The organism is Shewanella sp. Isolate13, from assembly GCF_022398325.1.
In the GTDB taxonomy this organism is placed as follows: Bacteria; Pseudomonadota; Gammaproteobacteria; order Enterobacterales; family Shewanellaceae; genus Shewanella.
The window spans coordinates 1-14,116 of the sequence record NZ_JAKEVD010000002.1; the positions used below are offsets into that span (position 1 = coordinate 1).

The following is a 14,116-nucleotide window of genomic DNA, read 5'->3' on the forward strand; positions in this document are numbered from 1 at the left end:
CTATTTGGGTATACCTATAGTGGTAGTTGTAGGTACTGCTGTGGCTGGGTTTTACGTATAAGTTGTTGTTCTAAATTAGTGTTGTCTATTTTTTATTCTATCTTTTTTTGAATACCTCATGTTAAGGCTTTGTTGGTTGTTGCGGCGTGGTGGAGAGTGGCGCGGCTATCGTGTTAAACGTTGGATTGAATATTTTTACTAGTTGGTTTTCTTATGCGTTTTTTCTTACTTTAGGTTGATGGTTTAAATAGATTTAAATAGGTTTTAATTATCGGTGAATCTATTTGTTTTAGGCTGTTGTGTTTTTTGTTGTCTTGTATTAGGAGCGTTTGTTGTTAGTGAGGCAATAATATATATAGGGTAATGCTTTTATTATAGGTAATTAAGGTGGCACAGTGGTTGAGCGCTTATAAATGCGGAAATTTAATGATTTTTAATCTAGGACTCAGGTTCATTCATTATAGTGGGGAGTATTTTTTATGTACTTCAATTGTTATAAGAGGGATTTGTACCTTGGATACACTAAATTCAAAGTCGAGCCGACGTAAACCTTTGATCGTTTTCGTAATCGTCACTTCGATAGTGCTTTTGTTCGCGGCTCTCGTCATGGTGATGCCAAAAGGGTTTAAAGCGACCCATGAAGAGATCGGTACGGGTAAGCCAGCGATTGTTTTTGTCTATGATCCTGGGCTTGCAGTGAGTAATAGCCAAACAGAACAGATGAATGAAGCCCGAGACTACCTAGGTGAGCAGGTGTATTTTCTGATTGCAAGAATGGGGACGCCAGAGGGAGACAAATTGATAGCGACCTATCGAGCCGACTCTGCTGAGTTATTGTTATTCGACCCTGCGGGAAGCCTGATTAAGCGAGATTTTGCAATGAAAACTGCTGGGCAGTTAGTGCAGTGGGTACCTTTGTAACGTGTTTTAGCTGACAAAAAACCATCCATGTTAGGCTGTTCAGTGCATAACTGATAAGGCAATCTATGGATGGTTGACTTGTTTAACTGCTAACTTGTTTAACCGCTGAGTTAAACAAGTTAGCCGTAGATGCAAAGGTAAGCAGTTTGGGTCGCAACCTTGACTTGGAACTTAGCATTGCCGATAACATCAAACTGCTCACCGGCGTTAAAGGTTTGCCATTCAGTTTGGCCGGGCAGCATTACCGTTAGTGCACCTGAGATCACTTGCATTACTTCTGGTGCTGCGGTACCAAACTCATACTCACCCACTTCCATTACGCCTACAGATGCTGGTTTGTCTGCACCAGCAAAAGAAATAGACTTTACCTGACCTTCAAAATACTCATTTACAGCTAGCATTATTATTCCTCGTGATAAGAATGTTGAACACGGCTAAACAGCCATAGTTTGGGGCTCGTGATTCAACGGCGCGATAGTATCTCAATTGTATAAGCACCAAAAGCGGAAATTGGCAGTGTTTATCGATGAATAGCGATGCGTATAAACTAGATGTAAAGTAATGCTGTAGTTGTGATGAAACAGAGAGCAAGTTTAGGCTGATAGTGAGGTTTGTTATTTAGTTTGAGAGAAGTGAGTAGAGTGAGAGAGGGTAAAGTAACCTGTTTACTTTGCCCTCATTAATTAGATAGTGTCATTTAAAATGAGACTCTTACGCTCGCATTATACATATCGACATCATCCGCTATTGTGTAGCCTGCTCCGATAGCAAATTGTTTATTGAAATGGTAATAAGCGGACACTGCAAAGGTTGTTTCAGATTGACTATCTATTTCGGCTCGAGCGATTGTTGCTGACGCCTCAAATGACTCTGTGACCATAGAGCGAACTCCAACTCCTAATCCGTAACCGTTATCATCGTAGGACTCACTATTTCCTTCCCAAGAGCCTCCAACCTCCCCATATAGATATGATGCCATAATGAATAGATCTGTTGTGTCGTTCGCTCCATAACGATACCCGATAGTAGCTGAAGCTTGCTTTATAGTGGCATCGACATTACGCCCTAATACTTCAACATCCTCGGAAACCGTATTGTAAGAAACACTTAAAATGACATTATTACCTACTAATGTTGACCCTATTACGCCGTAGCCTTTAGGCTTAACACTTTGATCTAAACCGTCGATATCGGCTGATAAATAGGCCGCCTCAATATAATTCCAATTTGGGCCGCTAGCCTGATAAGAGGGGGTCGTAGAGGTATCGTAAAACCCCCATTTATAATACATATCAGGAGTTTCATTTTGAATACTCAGTTGAGTTTGAATTCTTTCGCCACGAGGTAATTCGTAAAATTCGCAAGCTTTTCCAGTTTGTGAAGGGCAAACCTTTACATTCATTTTCTCGATGCAGTGACCAATAATTTCAATATCGATATCGTATGAACCTGGCTTTACTTCTTTGGTCTCTAAAGTTTTTACTTATACGCAGTTTTGACCCTTTGATGTAGTTGGGTTTGTGAAATTAGTTGCCCACGCTTCATTAAAAGTCATGCATAAAAGCAAAACGCCATATAGTTTGTTGTTAATCATAGACAGTCCTTATCTGGCTTCCTTAGTCAAATTATCACGCTCAAGCATAGACTAGCTGTTTGGATAACACTAAAAATTGAATTAGCCTCGGTACGGTCAAATGAAGTTTTTACTAGTCATAAACGCCTATTTTTCCTCTAACTTCAATGTGTAATGCTAGGCCGTTGCGTTGACTTGTTGCGACTCTGTTATAAAATGGCCTTTTCAAGGATTGAATAACAGAGTTGGAGTACTATGGGCAGCTTGGGCAAGGTAACTAACCAGCGATTTACCATTCGCGTGACTGTGGTGGGGATCTTTATCTTGGCCACGGTTTTAACCGCAGCGATAGCCATTAGTTTGCAGTATTACTTTAGTAAGAATATGGCAACCGATGCTGCCGTTAAGCTCTATAATCATACGGCTAAAAATACCAGTAGCTACCTGACTCAAGTCGATAACCGCGCTATCAATACCGTCCATCTACTTTCAAATTTCGATCTACCCGTGATAAATGGTGCTTTTGATCCTGAAGTGAGACAGGCATTTGCCGATGTCATGCAGATCAACCCCCTGTTTTATGGCATCTATGTGGGTATGCCCAATGGCGATTTCTATGAGCTGATTAACTTGAATGCTCACCCTATCATTCGCACCCAATTAAATGCTTCCCACTTAGATCGTTGGGTGCTGATTAGCATCAGTGGTGAAGGAAGGTTACGCCAAAAAGAGCAGGCTTACTTCGATGAGCAATTTAATCTACGTGTAAGCCACATTAAGCCGAGTGAGTATGATGCTAGAGTCAGACCTTGGTTTGTCGATGCCCATACCCAAGCCGTTTCTAAGACAGAGCCTTACCTGTTCCAACACCTGCAGTCTCCTGGACAAACCTACTCGATAAAACTGGGCGATAGCGGGATCGTGCTTGCCTTAGATATTGCGCTTTCAAGCATGTCAGACTACCTCGTTGTGCAAGCAGAGGATGAAAAGGAGATCACAGATAAAAAAATCTATCTTTATAAGCAGAGTGGCGAGTTGATCGCATCGAACCAAGATAGAAAAATAGGGGGTGAAATACCTGAGTCTAAACCGCTAGCCCTAACAGCGAAACAGCGAGCCTTGGTAGAAAACACTGAGCCATTATTGGTGTCTAATGAAACCGATTGGGCGCCGATCGATTTTGCAATATCTGGCATGCCCCAAGGTTATAGTGTCGACTTGTTAAACCTAGTTGCAGATATGACAGGTTTAGAACTGCACTATATCAATGGTTTTAGCTGGAAAGAGCTGACCGAGAGCTATAAAGCCGGTGAGCTCGATATGCTGCACTCTGTGATTAAAACCGATGAGACCAGCTTACTCGGTGAGTTTAGTGAGCCGTTTTTGAAGCTTCCTTATGCCTTGGTTACCCAGCAAGGCATGGCTGAAATTACTCATATTGAGCAGTTAAATGGTAAGCAAGTCGCTATTCCTAGTGGCTGGTCGATTGTCGAAGTCATTCGAAAACATTATCCACAAATCGAGATAGTAGAGATGGCCTCTACTTACGAGATACTACATGCGGTTGAAGAGGGCGAGGTTTATGCGGCCCTCGATAGCAGTATTATTTTGCATTACACGGCTAATCAGTTTTTTGTCGAACATATTCAGTACCATGAGCAGCTCGACTTTTCACCGATAGAACTCAATACGGCTTTACATGTTGTGATGCCAAGTGAGGACTCGGCCATTATTGAGGTGATAAATCTAGCGCTTGCCAATATCACCCCAGAGCAAAATCAGGCATTAAGATCTAAGTGGTTTGGCGAGGGAGTAAAGCAGACCCTACTGACCCAGGGAACCGTTCCTTTTGAGGCGCTTATCGATATAGCTCGAGATCCGAGTCATCAGAACAGATTGATCCGCCGTGAGTTAAATGGTGTCGAGGAATTTCTGTATGTGACTCCGTTTGGTGACGCTTCCGCGGGGAGGCAAGAGTATTTCGCCATTGTGGTACCAACTAAGCAGCTACTGGCAACCAGTGTTGAAAAGGTACAGCAATCGATTCTGCTCACCAGTATCTGTTTATTGATTATCTTGCCGGTATCTTGGTTGTTCTCATCGCCAATTATTCGTCCGGTAAAATTGCTGGCCATCGAAAATGACAAGATCAAAAACCGTCAATACGATGAGGTGAAGCGGGTCGAAACCAACATTAAAGAACTGGATGAATTGGCACACTCTATGATGGAGATGTCGAGTTCGATTAAGGCCCATGAAGAGAACCAAAAGGAGTTGATGGAGTCCTTTATCAAGCTCATTGCACAAGCGATCGATGATAAGTCCCCCTATACTGCAGGCCACTGTAACCGTGTACCTGAGCTGGGTTTGATGTTGGCTCAGGCAGTTGAGCACTCTGATCAGGCTCCTTTTAAAGACTTTAAGTTTCATTCGGCCGATGAACACCGAGAATTTAGAATCGCGGCTTGGCTGCACGATTGTGGCAAGATCACGACTCCCGAATATATCGTCGATAAGGGCACTAAGCTCGAAGCGGTATATAACCGAATTCACGAAGTGCGGATGCGCTTTGAGGTGTTATGGCGTGATGTCGAGATTGATTATCTTAAGCGAAGTTCCTCAGGGGATGAGCCCAATGAGTTTTATCTTGCCGAACTGGCTGAACGTCGAGCTCAGCTGCTCGCTGATTTTGAGTTTATTGCCAAGGCTAATGTCGGAGGCGAGTTTATGGGGCAGGAGGCTAAAGAGCGCTTGGCTCAGCTTGCCAAGACGACTTGGCAGCGTCACTTCGACGATAGGCTTGGCCTCTCTCCTGTGGAGGAGCTCAATCTTAGTGATCAAGGAGTCGAGGTGAGTTATCCGGTCACTGAGCCATTGTTAAGAGATAAGCCTGAGCACATCATCAAGCGGATCAATAAGGTGGAGTTTGACCCTAAGTTTGGTATTAAGATGGCGATCCCTGAGCATCAATATAACTTAGGCGAACTCTATAACCTCACTATCTCTCGCGGTACCTTGACCACAGAAGACAGGTTTAAGATTAATGAGCATGTCACCAGTACCATTAAGATGCTGGAGAACTTACCGTTCCCACCAGAGCTTGCAAGGGTTCCGCGTTATGCTTCGACTCACCATGAAACCTTAAAAGGCACGGGCTATCCGCGTAAACTCAGCGCCGAAGACCTGTCGATCCCAGAGCGGATCTTGGTGATTGCCGATATTTTTGAGGCGTTAACGGCGGCCGATAGACCCTATAAGAAGGCTAAACCTCTTAGCGTTGCCATCGATATCCTGCATAAGATGGCATTGGATGAGCATCTGGATATGGATATCTTCAAGCTATTCCTCTCAAGCGGGATCTATCTGGAATACGCTAATAAATTTCTCGCGCCAGCACAGATCAACGAGGTAGATATCGCCAAGTACTTACAGTCAGATCTCCTGAGTAAGAGTGCTTAGATAGCGAGTGCAGAGACGACAGCCAAGCTCTACTTCTGAGAGGGCTTGGCTGTTTCTATAATTAAGTTAACCAGTTATCTGTGGATTAATGGCTGATTAATCCTTAATCAAAAAAAGTCATTGTTGAATACGCTTGTAGTGGTAGAATGCCGCCTCTTAATTCCTCCCATTACCTTGGTTACTGATTAGAGTATTTATGAAACGGATTTTATTGTTAACCCTGTGCGCTTTTTCTAATTTGGCCATCGCTGTAGAACCTCTGTTTGACACCCCTAAAGATATGCAACCGACTTGGGTCGATGACATCTTGTCTGTGTTTGGCGCCGACGGTGAGTTTGACCAGAGTAAGCCTATCGATATGAGCTACTTGCCAACGGCGTACTACACACCGGAGAAGAAGTTTGGCGTGGGGTTGTTAATGGTGGGGCTATATAAAACCGATGGCTCGGCGAGCGATGAGCAGCCGTCATCCTTGGTATTGAACTCCTTTGTTTCGATGAATAACTCTTACGGTGTTGAAGTTGAAAACATGACCTTCTTCAACGGTGGTAAGCAGCGTTTACAGCTAGGATTAGAGCTGCATAACGAAGCCGCGGTTTATTACGGTCAGGGCATAGAGCAAGGCAATATTGACGCTAATCATCATGAGTTCGAGGAGCATTTATATAGCTTCAAGCCGCGCTGGATGACAGAGGTTGCCGACAACTATTTTCTCGGTGTTGGGGCGGATTTTACCTACGCCAGTGCTGAAAAATTAGAGCTGGTTGAAACGGGGATACCTGTGGATTCAGCCGATATTTTGCCAAACAATTTTAGCTCGGGTGTGGTGGTGACCAGCATCTATGATTCCCGCGATTACCGTTTAAATGCCACCAAAGGTTGGTTGTTCCAAATCGATGCTGGCCTATATCAAAATGACGAGTATTCAAGCTTTTCGACTTATGATCTTGAGCTCGCTAACTATATCGATCTGAGCTCAACCTCGCTGTTGAGTTCGGCGCCGGGACTTATCGCATGGCAAGTCCAGGGGCACTTTACCGATGGCGATGTACCCTGGAATATGTTGCCTGACTTAGGCGGCTCAGGCGCGATGCGTGGCTATATTAAGGGTCGCTACCGTGATAAGCAGATGATGATGGGCCAAGTAGAATACCGCCTACCTATCTTCCAGCGCTATGGCATGGTGTTTTGGGGCGGCGTAGGCAGCGTGGCGTCTAAGGTGAGCGATCTTAATGAAGAGTTGTTGACCTCATACGGCACAGGTTTCCGATTTAAAATAAAAGATAACATTAACTTACGTCTCGATATTGGTGTGGGCGAGAACGAAACGAACTTCTACCTCAATGTGAACGAAGTATTCTAATTATGGTGGGATTATTCGTTTGTGTGTCTAAGCGTCTCTCTATAAAAGCGTTAGGGCTAGCGTCTGTGCTAGCTCCTGTACTCGCTTCTATATTAGTGCTGAGCCATGGTGCTTACGCTGTCGAGGCCTCAGGTCAAAAAGTATCGCAGCAAGCGCCAGAGCAGTGTAGCCGCAGCGCCGACTATGATATTTACCTCAGTGGGATCCATACCGGTACCATGAGTCGAACCGAGACTTGGTCTGGTAAAACCGCTGTGGTGACCTCAAACAGTCAGGCCAGCATCTTAGGCATAGGCACTCAGTATCAGCAACGTGCTGAGTTAGCTTGGTCGAATGTCAGTGATGAGTGGATAACTGAAAAGTTTCATCAGAAGGTGACAGGCTTTCGCGCCCGAGATATGCAGGCCAGCTTTAGCGATAACGGTCGTGTGTCTAAGGTCGATGTCGATGGTGATATTGAAAACTACTGCTCAGATGATGCTGCGCTGCGAGATGTTGACACCTTGGCGATTCAAATTCGTGAATACCTGCTCCAAGGTCGAAAACAATTTCGTTTAATCAGACAGGCTTCTGATGCAATTGAACCTTATCAGTTCTATGTGCAACAACCACTGACAAAGAATATTGCGCCCTTTGGCGAGCTAAGCTTAATTCCTGTTAAGCAAACTGGCTCCGAAGAGGTGACCTACTACTTTGCCCCTGAGATGGATTATCAGCTAATACAGGCCTATTACCACGGCATCATACTTCGTGGTCTTATCGAGCTTAATCAATACCGCTCCACTTGTGAATAGATAGCCAATCAGCTTTTATCCTGACTGGCATCTGTTTGAATAAATTATATTTATCAGTCGACTGTTTGATGGGGAACCACAAGCACATTACTGCGGATCCGGGTTAAAATAGATTCGGCCGTATTGCCTACGATATAGCCCAGTATGCCTTGTCGTTGGCGTGCGCCCATGACTAAATACTCTGCTTTTAAACGACAACTTAATTCAAACAGACACATGTCGGCATCTCCCGCCAGAATATGTACACGATCTTGTTCGAGTCCTATTTTTTCAATTTCTTGCTGATGTTTTTGATAGGCTTCTTTAATGAGGCTGCGACTATTTACCAGATCCATATCGCGCAAGACTTTAGGTAAACGGATCACAAAGCCTAGATGTAGCTCGTAACCCGTGGCGGTTGCAAGTCGATTCGCTTGCATGATGATGGCTTGGTTGAGTGCTTGTTTCGATGCATCATTAGTCCCTAGATCTATGGCCATTAAAATAGACTTTACTCGATTAAGGGGGTTATTACTCAGTAGCATGAGCGGCACCTTAGTATGACGAATAAGCTGCCAATCTGCGGGAAGAAAATGTGCCGACTCATGAATTGATTTTAGCATCATGGCGTAATCATCTGGGTGGGCTTTTTTGCAAGCGTGCTCACTCAAATTTTTACACCAGAGGGTGGTAGAAGGTGTGTTGCTGGCCTTGAGTTGCGCTAATGTGTTTTGCACATAGGCTTCATCTTCAGCCAATATTTGGGCTCGTACCGATGCCGCGATTCTAGGGTTATAATAGGCGTCTCCGCTAAGCGATTCGTAACTGTAGTTCATTACCTCCGGCTGTAAACCTAATTGATTGGCGAGCAAAATCCCTGCCGCGATTGCATCCGTTTGTTGCTGATGCTTTTGTGAAATTATAAACAGCCTATTCATGTGCATCCCCTTAGCATTGTCGATAATTCAAAATACCAAAAGGTGATATTTACTCCTTGATCTTTATCATAAAAACAGCTCAAGATTTGAACAGTGCTGACGGTGGTTACGAGACGAATATGGCAGTAGACCAGCTGATGATCTCGCTATGCTTGATTCTATTTTGCGGTAAATTTGGGGGGAGCCTATTTACGCCATCACTTCGGCATCTTCTGGCTGCTCCTCGTTACTAAATCGATGGCTGTGAATGTGAGTCTCTATTCACTGTTACCAGAGCTAACGTTTGAACTAATAAGCGCTTATATTCATTCCATTTCGTTGTGGTCTAACAAAGTTAAAATTTAATTAACTTTAGATTTTTCGGTTTCTCCAATATAAATGCGCTTAATTAATTTTAATGCGTTAAATTTTAGGAGCTATTGACCAGACTGGAGCACAGGCGACAGTTTTGGAAAATAAAAAAACACGATGGAATTTTTGCTTGAACCACAAATATGGATTGGCTTAATTACCCTAATTATTATCGAGATCGTTTTAGGTATCGACAACCTTGTTTTTATTGCTATTTTAGTTAAAAAACTACCACCAGAACAGCGCGATAAAGCAAGAACAATAGGCTTGTCTTTAGCCTTAATAATGCGACTTGGCTTGTTGAGTATTGTTTCTTGGCTAGTCACCTTAACCCAGCCGCTATTTAGTATTTATGACTTAAGCTTCTCAACTCGAGATTTAATCTTAATCATTGGTGGTTTGTTCCTACTATTTAAAGCGACTCACGAACTGCATGAGCGTTTTGAAGGAGATATGCATCAACAGCAAGGTGCGAATGTTTATGCTAGCTTCGGTGTGATTATCGCACAGATCTTAGCTTTAGATGCGGTATTCTCATTGGACTCGATTATTACCGCTGTAGGTATGGTTGATAGCTTAGCTGTGATGATGATTGCAGTAATCGTCTCTATGATTGTGATGTTATTGGCTTCTAAGTCGATTACTAACTTTGTTAATGCTCACCCGACCGTCATCGTATTGTGTTTAAGCTTCCTGCTGATGATTGGCTTTATCTTGGTTGCTGAAGGTTTTGGTTTCCATATTCCGAAGGGTTACCTATACGCCGCAATCGGTTTCTCACTATTGATTGAGATGTTTAACCAAATGATTAGCTCAAGCCATGCTAAGCATGCAGAGCGAGTACCATTGCGTCAGCGCACAACTGAAGCCATTTTTAGACTGATGGGCAATAAGCACTATAACCAGCATGATGACGATGAAGGCGCAGAACCTGCACCAGTGAGTTTTGGTGATGCTGAGCGCGAGATGGTCACTGGCGTACTGTCGCTTTCAGAGCGTAATGTGCGCACAGTGATGACCCAAAGAAGCGAGACGGTTTGGCTTAATACTGAAGATAGTACCGATAACATCAAGCAAACGATTAAGAATAGTCGCCATCAAAACTTCCCTGTTTGTCGTGGCTCCTTGGACAACTTAGTCGGTATCGTGCGCAGTAAAGATCTACTTCTGGGCATTGAAGCGGGTGAGAACTTAGCGGATATTGCAGCAGCTTTTCCTGCGTATATTGTGCCAGATAGCATCAATGTTATCCGTCTACTCGATGGCTTTAGAGAGTCTCGCGCCGGCATGGCTGTGCTTGCAGACGAGTTTGGTAGCATTCAAGGTATCGTGACCCTACACGATTTGCTTGAGTCGATTGTGGGTGAGTTCCCTGATATTGGTGAGATCCCTGAGATCAGTGTGTGTAATGACGGCTGGCTAGTTAAGGGCTCTACCTCGCTACATGATCTTGAGTCGCGCTTAGAAACCATAGGACTGATTGATAAGCAGCAGGAGTACATTACCGTTGCAGGCTTATTGTTGACCTTAAACTCAACCATTCCGAAGGTGAGTGATGTGATTGAATTTGCCAAGCTCAAATTTGAGATCGTCGAAGCCGATGACTTCAAAGTCTCATTGGTGAAGGTGAGTCATTTACCTGTAAATTAATTGGTTTTGAGTAAAGAAAAGGGTCTGCATTGCAGACCTTTTTTATTGAGCAGATTTTGCTTTTTAATTGCGTTACAGCATAACTAGGTACGCGATAAAGATCAGTGATAAGCCATAGATGATCGGATGGACTTCGCGTCCTTTACCCGCCACCACCATGGCAAATGCATAACTGATAAAACCCATCGCCATGCCGTTAGCTGGAGAGAAGCTTAAAATGGTGAACATCATGGTGAAGAAGGCGGCAATGCACGATGGCTTGTGATCCCACTGGATCTGACCTAAGCGGCCTATCATGTAGATGCCTACTACGATCATCGCAGGTGCAACAATAGCGGTAGAGAACATAGAGAAGACTGGGTAACAGAACAGTGCTAACAGGAATAAACCAGCGGTGGCAACGGCTGCAAGACCCGTCTTGGCACCTTGTGCCGAGGCGATGCCAGATTCAGAAAATGCCGTGATAGAGGTGGTACCCAAAACACTACCAATTACCGTGCCGCCCGCATCGGCTACAAGCGCCGAGCGCGCATTTGGCACCTTGCCATCTTTGTCGATAATGCCGGCATCTTTGCCCACGCCGACAATGGTCGATAAACCATCGAAGAAGTCGACAATAAAGAAGATGATGACGATAAACAGCAGATCGAATAGCTTATCGGCGGTGAGAAACTCGAAGTTAAACACCTTACCAAAGCTCGGCTCTATGCTAGGTGGGGCGCTGAACCAAGTCTCTGGGATTGGTGCATATTGAGTGCCTAATACGGCATCGCTGATAAGGGTAAGTGTTATCGAGGTCATAAAGGCGATAAAGGTCGCCAGTTTCACGTTTCTCACCATACAGCCAACAGCGACAAACAAACTGATAAAGGCGATGGCCACTTGGGGCTGGGTAATGTCACCCATGCTAACCAAAATGACTGGGTTGGCTACGATAATGCCGGCATTTTTAAGCCCGAGGAAGGCGATAAACAAGCCTAAAGATACCGTGATGGCGAGCTTAAGATCTTCGGGGATCGACTCAATCATCTGCTTACGGATCTTGGTCATAGAGAAGATCAAATAGACGATACCCGATAGGAAGATGCCGAACAGCGCTTCGTGCCAAATAAGCGCCACAGAGCTAGATGCTAACATGCCCTTGAAGAAGCCGTTCATGCTCATACCGGGCGCTAACATCACAGGGTAATTACCGAAGAAACCCATGATTAGGGTGGCTAATGCTGCGGCTAAGGCGGTGGCGGTAAAGATCGCCCCCTTATCCATCCCCTCAATGCTACCTAAGATCGCTGGGTTCACCGCTAAGATGTAGCTCATGGCTAAGAAGGTAATAAAGCCTGCATAAAGCTCGGTGCCAACATTGGCATTGCGCTTAGAAAGTTGGAAAGTATTTTCCATATAGCGGGACTGTCCCGCACGTTGAAGTAAGCTAGAGATCGCCACAGTGATGCCTTATTAATGTTTATTGATGCGCTAATTTTTTAAACGCTAAGGGTTCAATAAATTTATTGGCGAATACCACTGTGCTGCCAAGTGTTTTAGACGTTTGGCAGTGGACGGTGATTGGGCTGTAGTCACAAGATTAGGTCTTGTGGTAGAGACTTCTGGACCAAATTTCCAGCGATATACAGCACAATAAATTGTTGGCGCGGATTCTACGCAGCTGCCGATAGTGCGCAAGCAGCATTGGGGAAAACGTGCAGTGGATCAAGTTTTTACTGAAAAAACAAGCTGTAGAAATTGATAGCAACTTATCTAGCTTAAGTTATTGCGTGAGGCAATCCACATAAAGACAGTTGCTCTCTCACTCGAGGCATTGCTGTCTATTTTGGCGAGCCTGTCAGAAGCAGAACTGGAGAAAGGCTCGTCATTCAGTACTGGCTAGATTGCTTGAGGCTAGATTACTTGAGTCTAGGCCGAATTGAGTAATGTGGGCTACAGTATTAACTGCAGATAAGACCAAGGCCTTGCGATAAACCGCAGGGCCTTTTTGTTCGCGGTTCAGCTAAGCTTGCTAAATCAAACCAAGCCAAACCAAGCTAAATCAAACCAAGTTAAGCACCCACCCCATGATAGTGAATGACACTAATAGTAAGGCAAATAGAATCGCTAATAGTCGCCACTGCATCACTTGTTTTAGCATCACAAACTCTGGAAAGCTCGCCGCAACCGTACTCATGCAAAAAGCCAGTGTTGTGCCTAATGGCACCCCTTGTACTAGCAGGCTTTCCATTACTGGGATCACCCCAGTGGCATTAGCATAAAGCGGGATCCCCATTAGTACCGCCAATGGTACGCTCCACCATTGACCATCACCTAGATTGGCTTCGAGCCAACCAGCAGGCACAAAGCCATGTAGTGCTGCACCTAGGCCGACACCTATGATGACCCACTTCCAAACACGACCAAAAATTTCGCCAGTTTCAGATTTAGCAAAAGCGTGACGCTGTTGCCAAGTCACCCCATGCTGTGAATGAGTGCTTTGAGAATGAGTGAGTGGCGTAGCTGCCTCTTGTGTTGATTGTCGCCCAATAGCATAAGCCTTAGCGGCTAACGGCTGTAACCAGCGTTCAGCCTTGAGCAAGTCAAGAATGGCCCCACCAATTATGCCGATAGTAATGCCGGTAACGATGTAAAGTAAGGTGATCTCTAAGCCTAATAGGCTAAACAGCAATAACACTGCGACTTCGTTAATTAAGGGGGAGGTCAGTAGAAAGGCCATGGTTATGCCGATGGGGATCCCCGCAGAGGTAAAGCCTAAAAACACTGGGATACTGGAGCATGAACAAAAAGGGGTGATGGCACCAAAGCCTGAGCCCAAACCATAGCCGATAAGCTTGGGTTTCCCTGCTAAATAACCGCGGACGCGCTCAACATTGAGTGACGTTCGCAGCCAACCTATGGCGTAAATCATTACAATCAATAACGCAAAAATCTTAGTGGTATCTTCGACAAAAAAGTGCACCGCTTGGCCGAACTGGGTTTGATTTGAGAGGCCGAAGCAGTCGTAGACTAGCCAGTCTGCGAATAGGGTGAACCAGGTAAACATAAACTTACCTTACGCATAGATGAATAAATAGAGAGTGAG

The 14,116-nt window shown here is 44.6% G+C and carries 10 protein-coding genes and 1 riboswitch; of the genes, 5 read left to right on the forward strand and 5 right to left on the reverse strand.

Annotation, left to right across the window (positions count from 1 at the left end; genetic code table 11):
- The first annotated feature begins 513 nt into the window (after positions 1–513).
- Positions 514–921: a hypothetical protein gene (locus tag L1D44_RS01145; RefSeq protein ID WP_220770937.1), complete on the forward strand. Its 408-nt coding sequence runs from the start codon at positions 514–516 to the stop codon at positions 919–921.
- A 119-nt stretch (positions 922–1,040) separates the two neighbouring features.
- On the opposite strand, the gene L1D44_RS01150 is transcribed toward L1D44_RS01145, so the two are convergent.
- Entirely contained in the window at positions 1,041–1,322 is a 282-nt protein-coding gene (locus L1D44_RS01150; RefSeq protein ID WP_239888484.1) for a pyrimidine/purine nucleoside phosphorylase, read from the reverse strand.
- A 296-nt stretch (positions 1,323–1,618) separates the two neighbouring features.
- Positions 1,619–2,323 (reverse strand): porin family protein, encoded by a 705-nt coding sequence (locus L1D44_RS01155; RefSeq protein ID WP_239888485.1) that lies wholly within the window; start codon positions 2,321–2,323, stop codon positions 1,619–1,621.
- Between the two features lie 426 nt (positions 2,324–2,749).
- Between L1D44_RS01155 and L1D44_RS01160 the strand changes: the two genes are divergently transcribed.
- The 3 genes from L1D44_RS01160 (at position 2,750) to L1D44_RS01170 (ending at position 8,110) form a co-directional block, all read left to right on the forward strand.
- Positions 2,750–5,953, forward strand: a complete 3,204-nt coding sequence (locus L1D44_RS01160; protein ID WP_239888486.1) for an HD domain-containing phosphohydrolase — start codon at positions 2,750–2,752, stop codon at positions 5,951–5,953.
- 196 nt (positions 5,954–6,149) lie between these two features.
- The gene (locus tag L1D44_RS01165; protein WP_239888487.1) at positions 6,150–7,316 is read left to right on the forward strand and encodes a BamA/TamA family outer membrane protein; all 1,167 of its coding nucleotides are present in this window, start codon (positions 6,150–6,152) and stop codon (positions 7,314–7,316) included.
- Positions 7,317–7,318: 2 nt separating this feature from the next.
- Complete coding sequence (locus L1D44_RS01170) at positions 7,319–8,110, forward strand: hypothetical protein (RefSeq protein ID WP_239888488.1); 792 nt, start codon at positions 7,319–7,321, stop codon at positions 8,108–8,110.
- A 53-nt stretch (positions 8,111–8,163) separates the two neighbouring features.
- Here the strand turns inward: L1D44_RS01170 and L1D44_RS01175 are convergent, their stop codons facing one another.
- Positions 8,164–9,027 (reverse strand): universal stress protein, encoded by an 864-nt coding sequence (locus tag L1D44_RS01175; protein ID WP_239888489.1) that lies wholly within the window; start codon positions 9,025–9,027, stop codon positions 8,164–8,166.
- 468 nt (positions 9,028–9,495) lie between these two features.
- Between L1D44_RS01175 and L1D44_RS01180 the strand changes: the two genes are divergently transcribed.
- Positions 9,496–11,028 carry a TerC family protein gene (locus tag L1D44_RS01180; RefSeq protein ID WP_239888490.1) on the forward strand — a complete coding sequence of 511 codons (1,533 nt, stop codon included), beginning with the start codon at positions 9,496–9,498 and terminating at the stop codon, positions 11,026–11,028.
- Between the two features lie 72 nt (positions 11,029–11,100).
- On the opposite strand, the gene L1D44_RS01185 is transcribed toward L1D44_RS01180, so the two are convergent.
- Positions 11,101–12,471 carry an NCS2 family permease gene (locus tag L1D44_RS01185; RefSeq protein ID WP_239888491.1) on the reverse strand — a complete coding sequence of 457 codons (1,371 nt, stop codon included), beginning with the start codon at positions 12,469–12,471 and terminating at the stop codon, positions 11,101–11,103.
- A 108-nt stretch (positions 12,472–12,579) separates the two neighbouring features.
- Positions 12,580–12,679, reverse strand: a riboswitch (purine riboswitch).
- Between the two features lie 393 nt (positions 12,680–13,072).
- Positions 13,073–14,077 carry a permease gene (locus tag L1D44_RS01190; RefSeq protein ID WP_239888492.1) on the reverse strand — a complete coding sequence of 335 codons (1,005 nt, stop codon included), beginning with the start codon at positions 14,075–14,077 and terminating at the stop codon, positions 13,073–13,075.
- Positions 14,078–14,116: the final 39 nt, after the last annotated feature.

Coding starts and splice junctions, on each gene's coding strand:
- L1D44_RS01175 (WP_239888489.1), bottom strand. CDS start 9,027: ATGAATAGGCTGTTTATAATTTCACAAAAGCATCAGCAACAAACGGAT.
- L1D44_RS01180 (WP_239888490.1), top strand. CDS start 9,496: ATGGAATTTTTGCTTGAACCACAAATATGGATTGGCTTAATTACCCTA.
- L1D44_RS01155 (WP_239888485.1), bottom strand. CDS start 2,323: ATGAATGTAAAGGTTTGCCCTTCACAAACTGGAAAAGCTTGCGAATTT.
- L1D44_RS01190 (WP_239888492.1), bottom strand. CDS start 14,077: ATGTTTACCTGGTTCACCCTATTCGCAGACTGGCTAGTCTACGACTGC.
- L1D44_RS01170 (WP_239888488.1), top strand. CDS start 7,319: ATGGTGGGATTATTCGTTTGTGTGTCTAAGCGTCTCTCTATAAAAGCG.
- L1D44_RS01160 (WP_239888486.1), top strand. CDS start 2,750: ATGGGCAGCTTGGGCAAGGTAACTAACCAGCGATTTACCATTCGCGTG.
- L1D44_RS01165 (WP_239888487.1), top strand. CDS start 6,150: ATGAAACGGATTTTATTGTTAACCCTGTGCGCTTTTTCTAATTTGGCC.
- L1D44_RS01150 (WP_239888484.1), bottom strand. CDS start 1,322: ATGCTAGCTGTAAATGAGTATTTTGAAGGTCAGGTAAAGTCTATTTCT.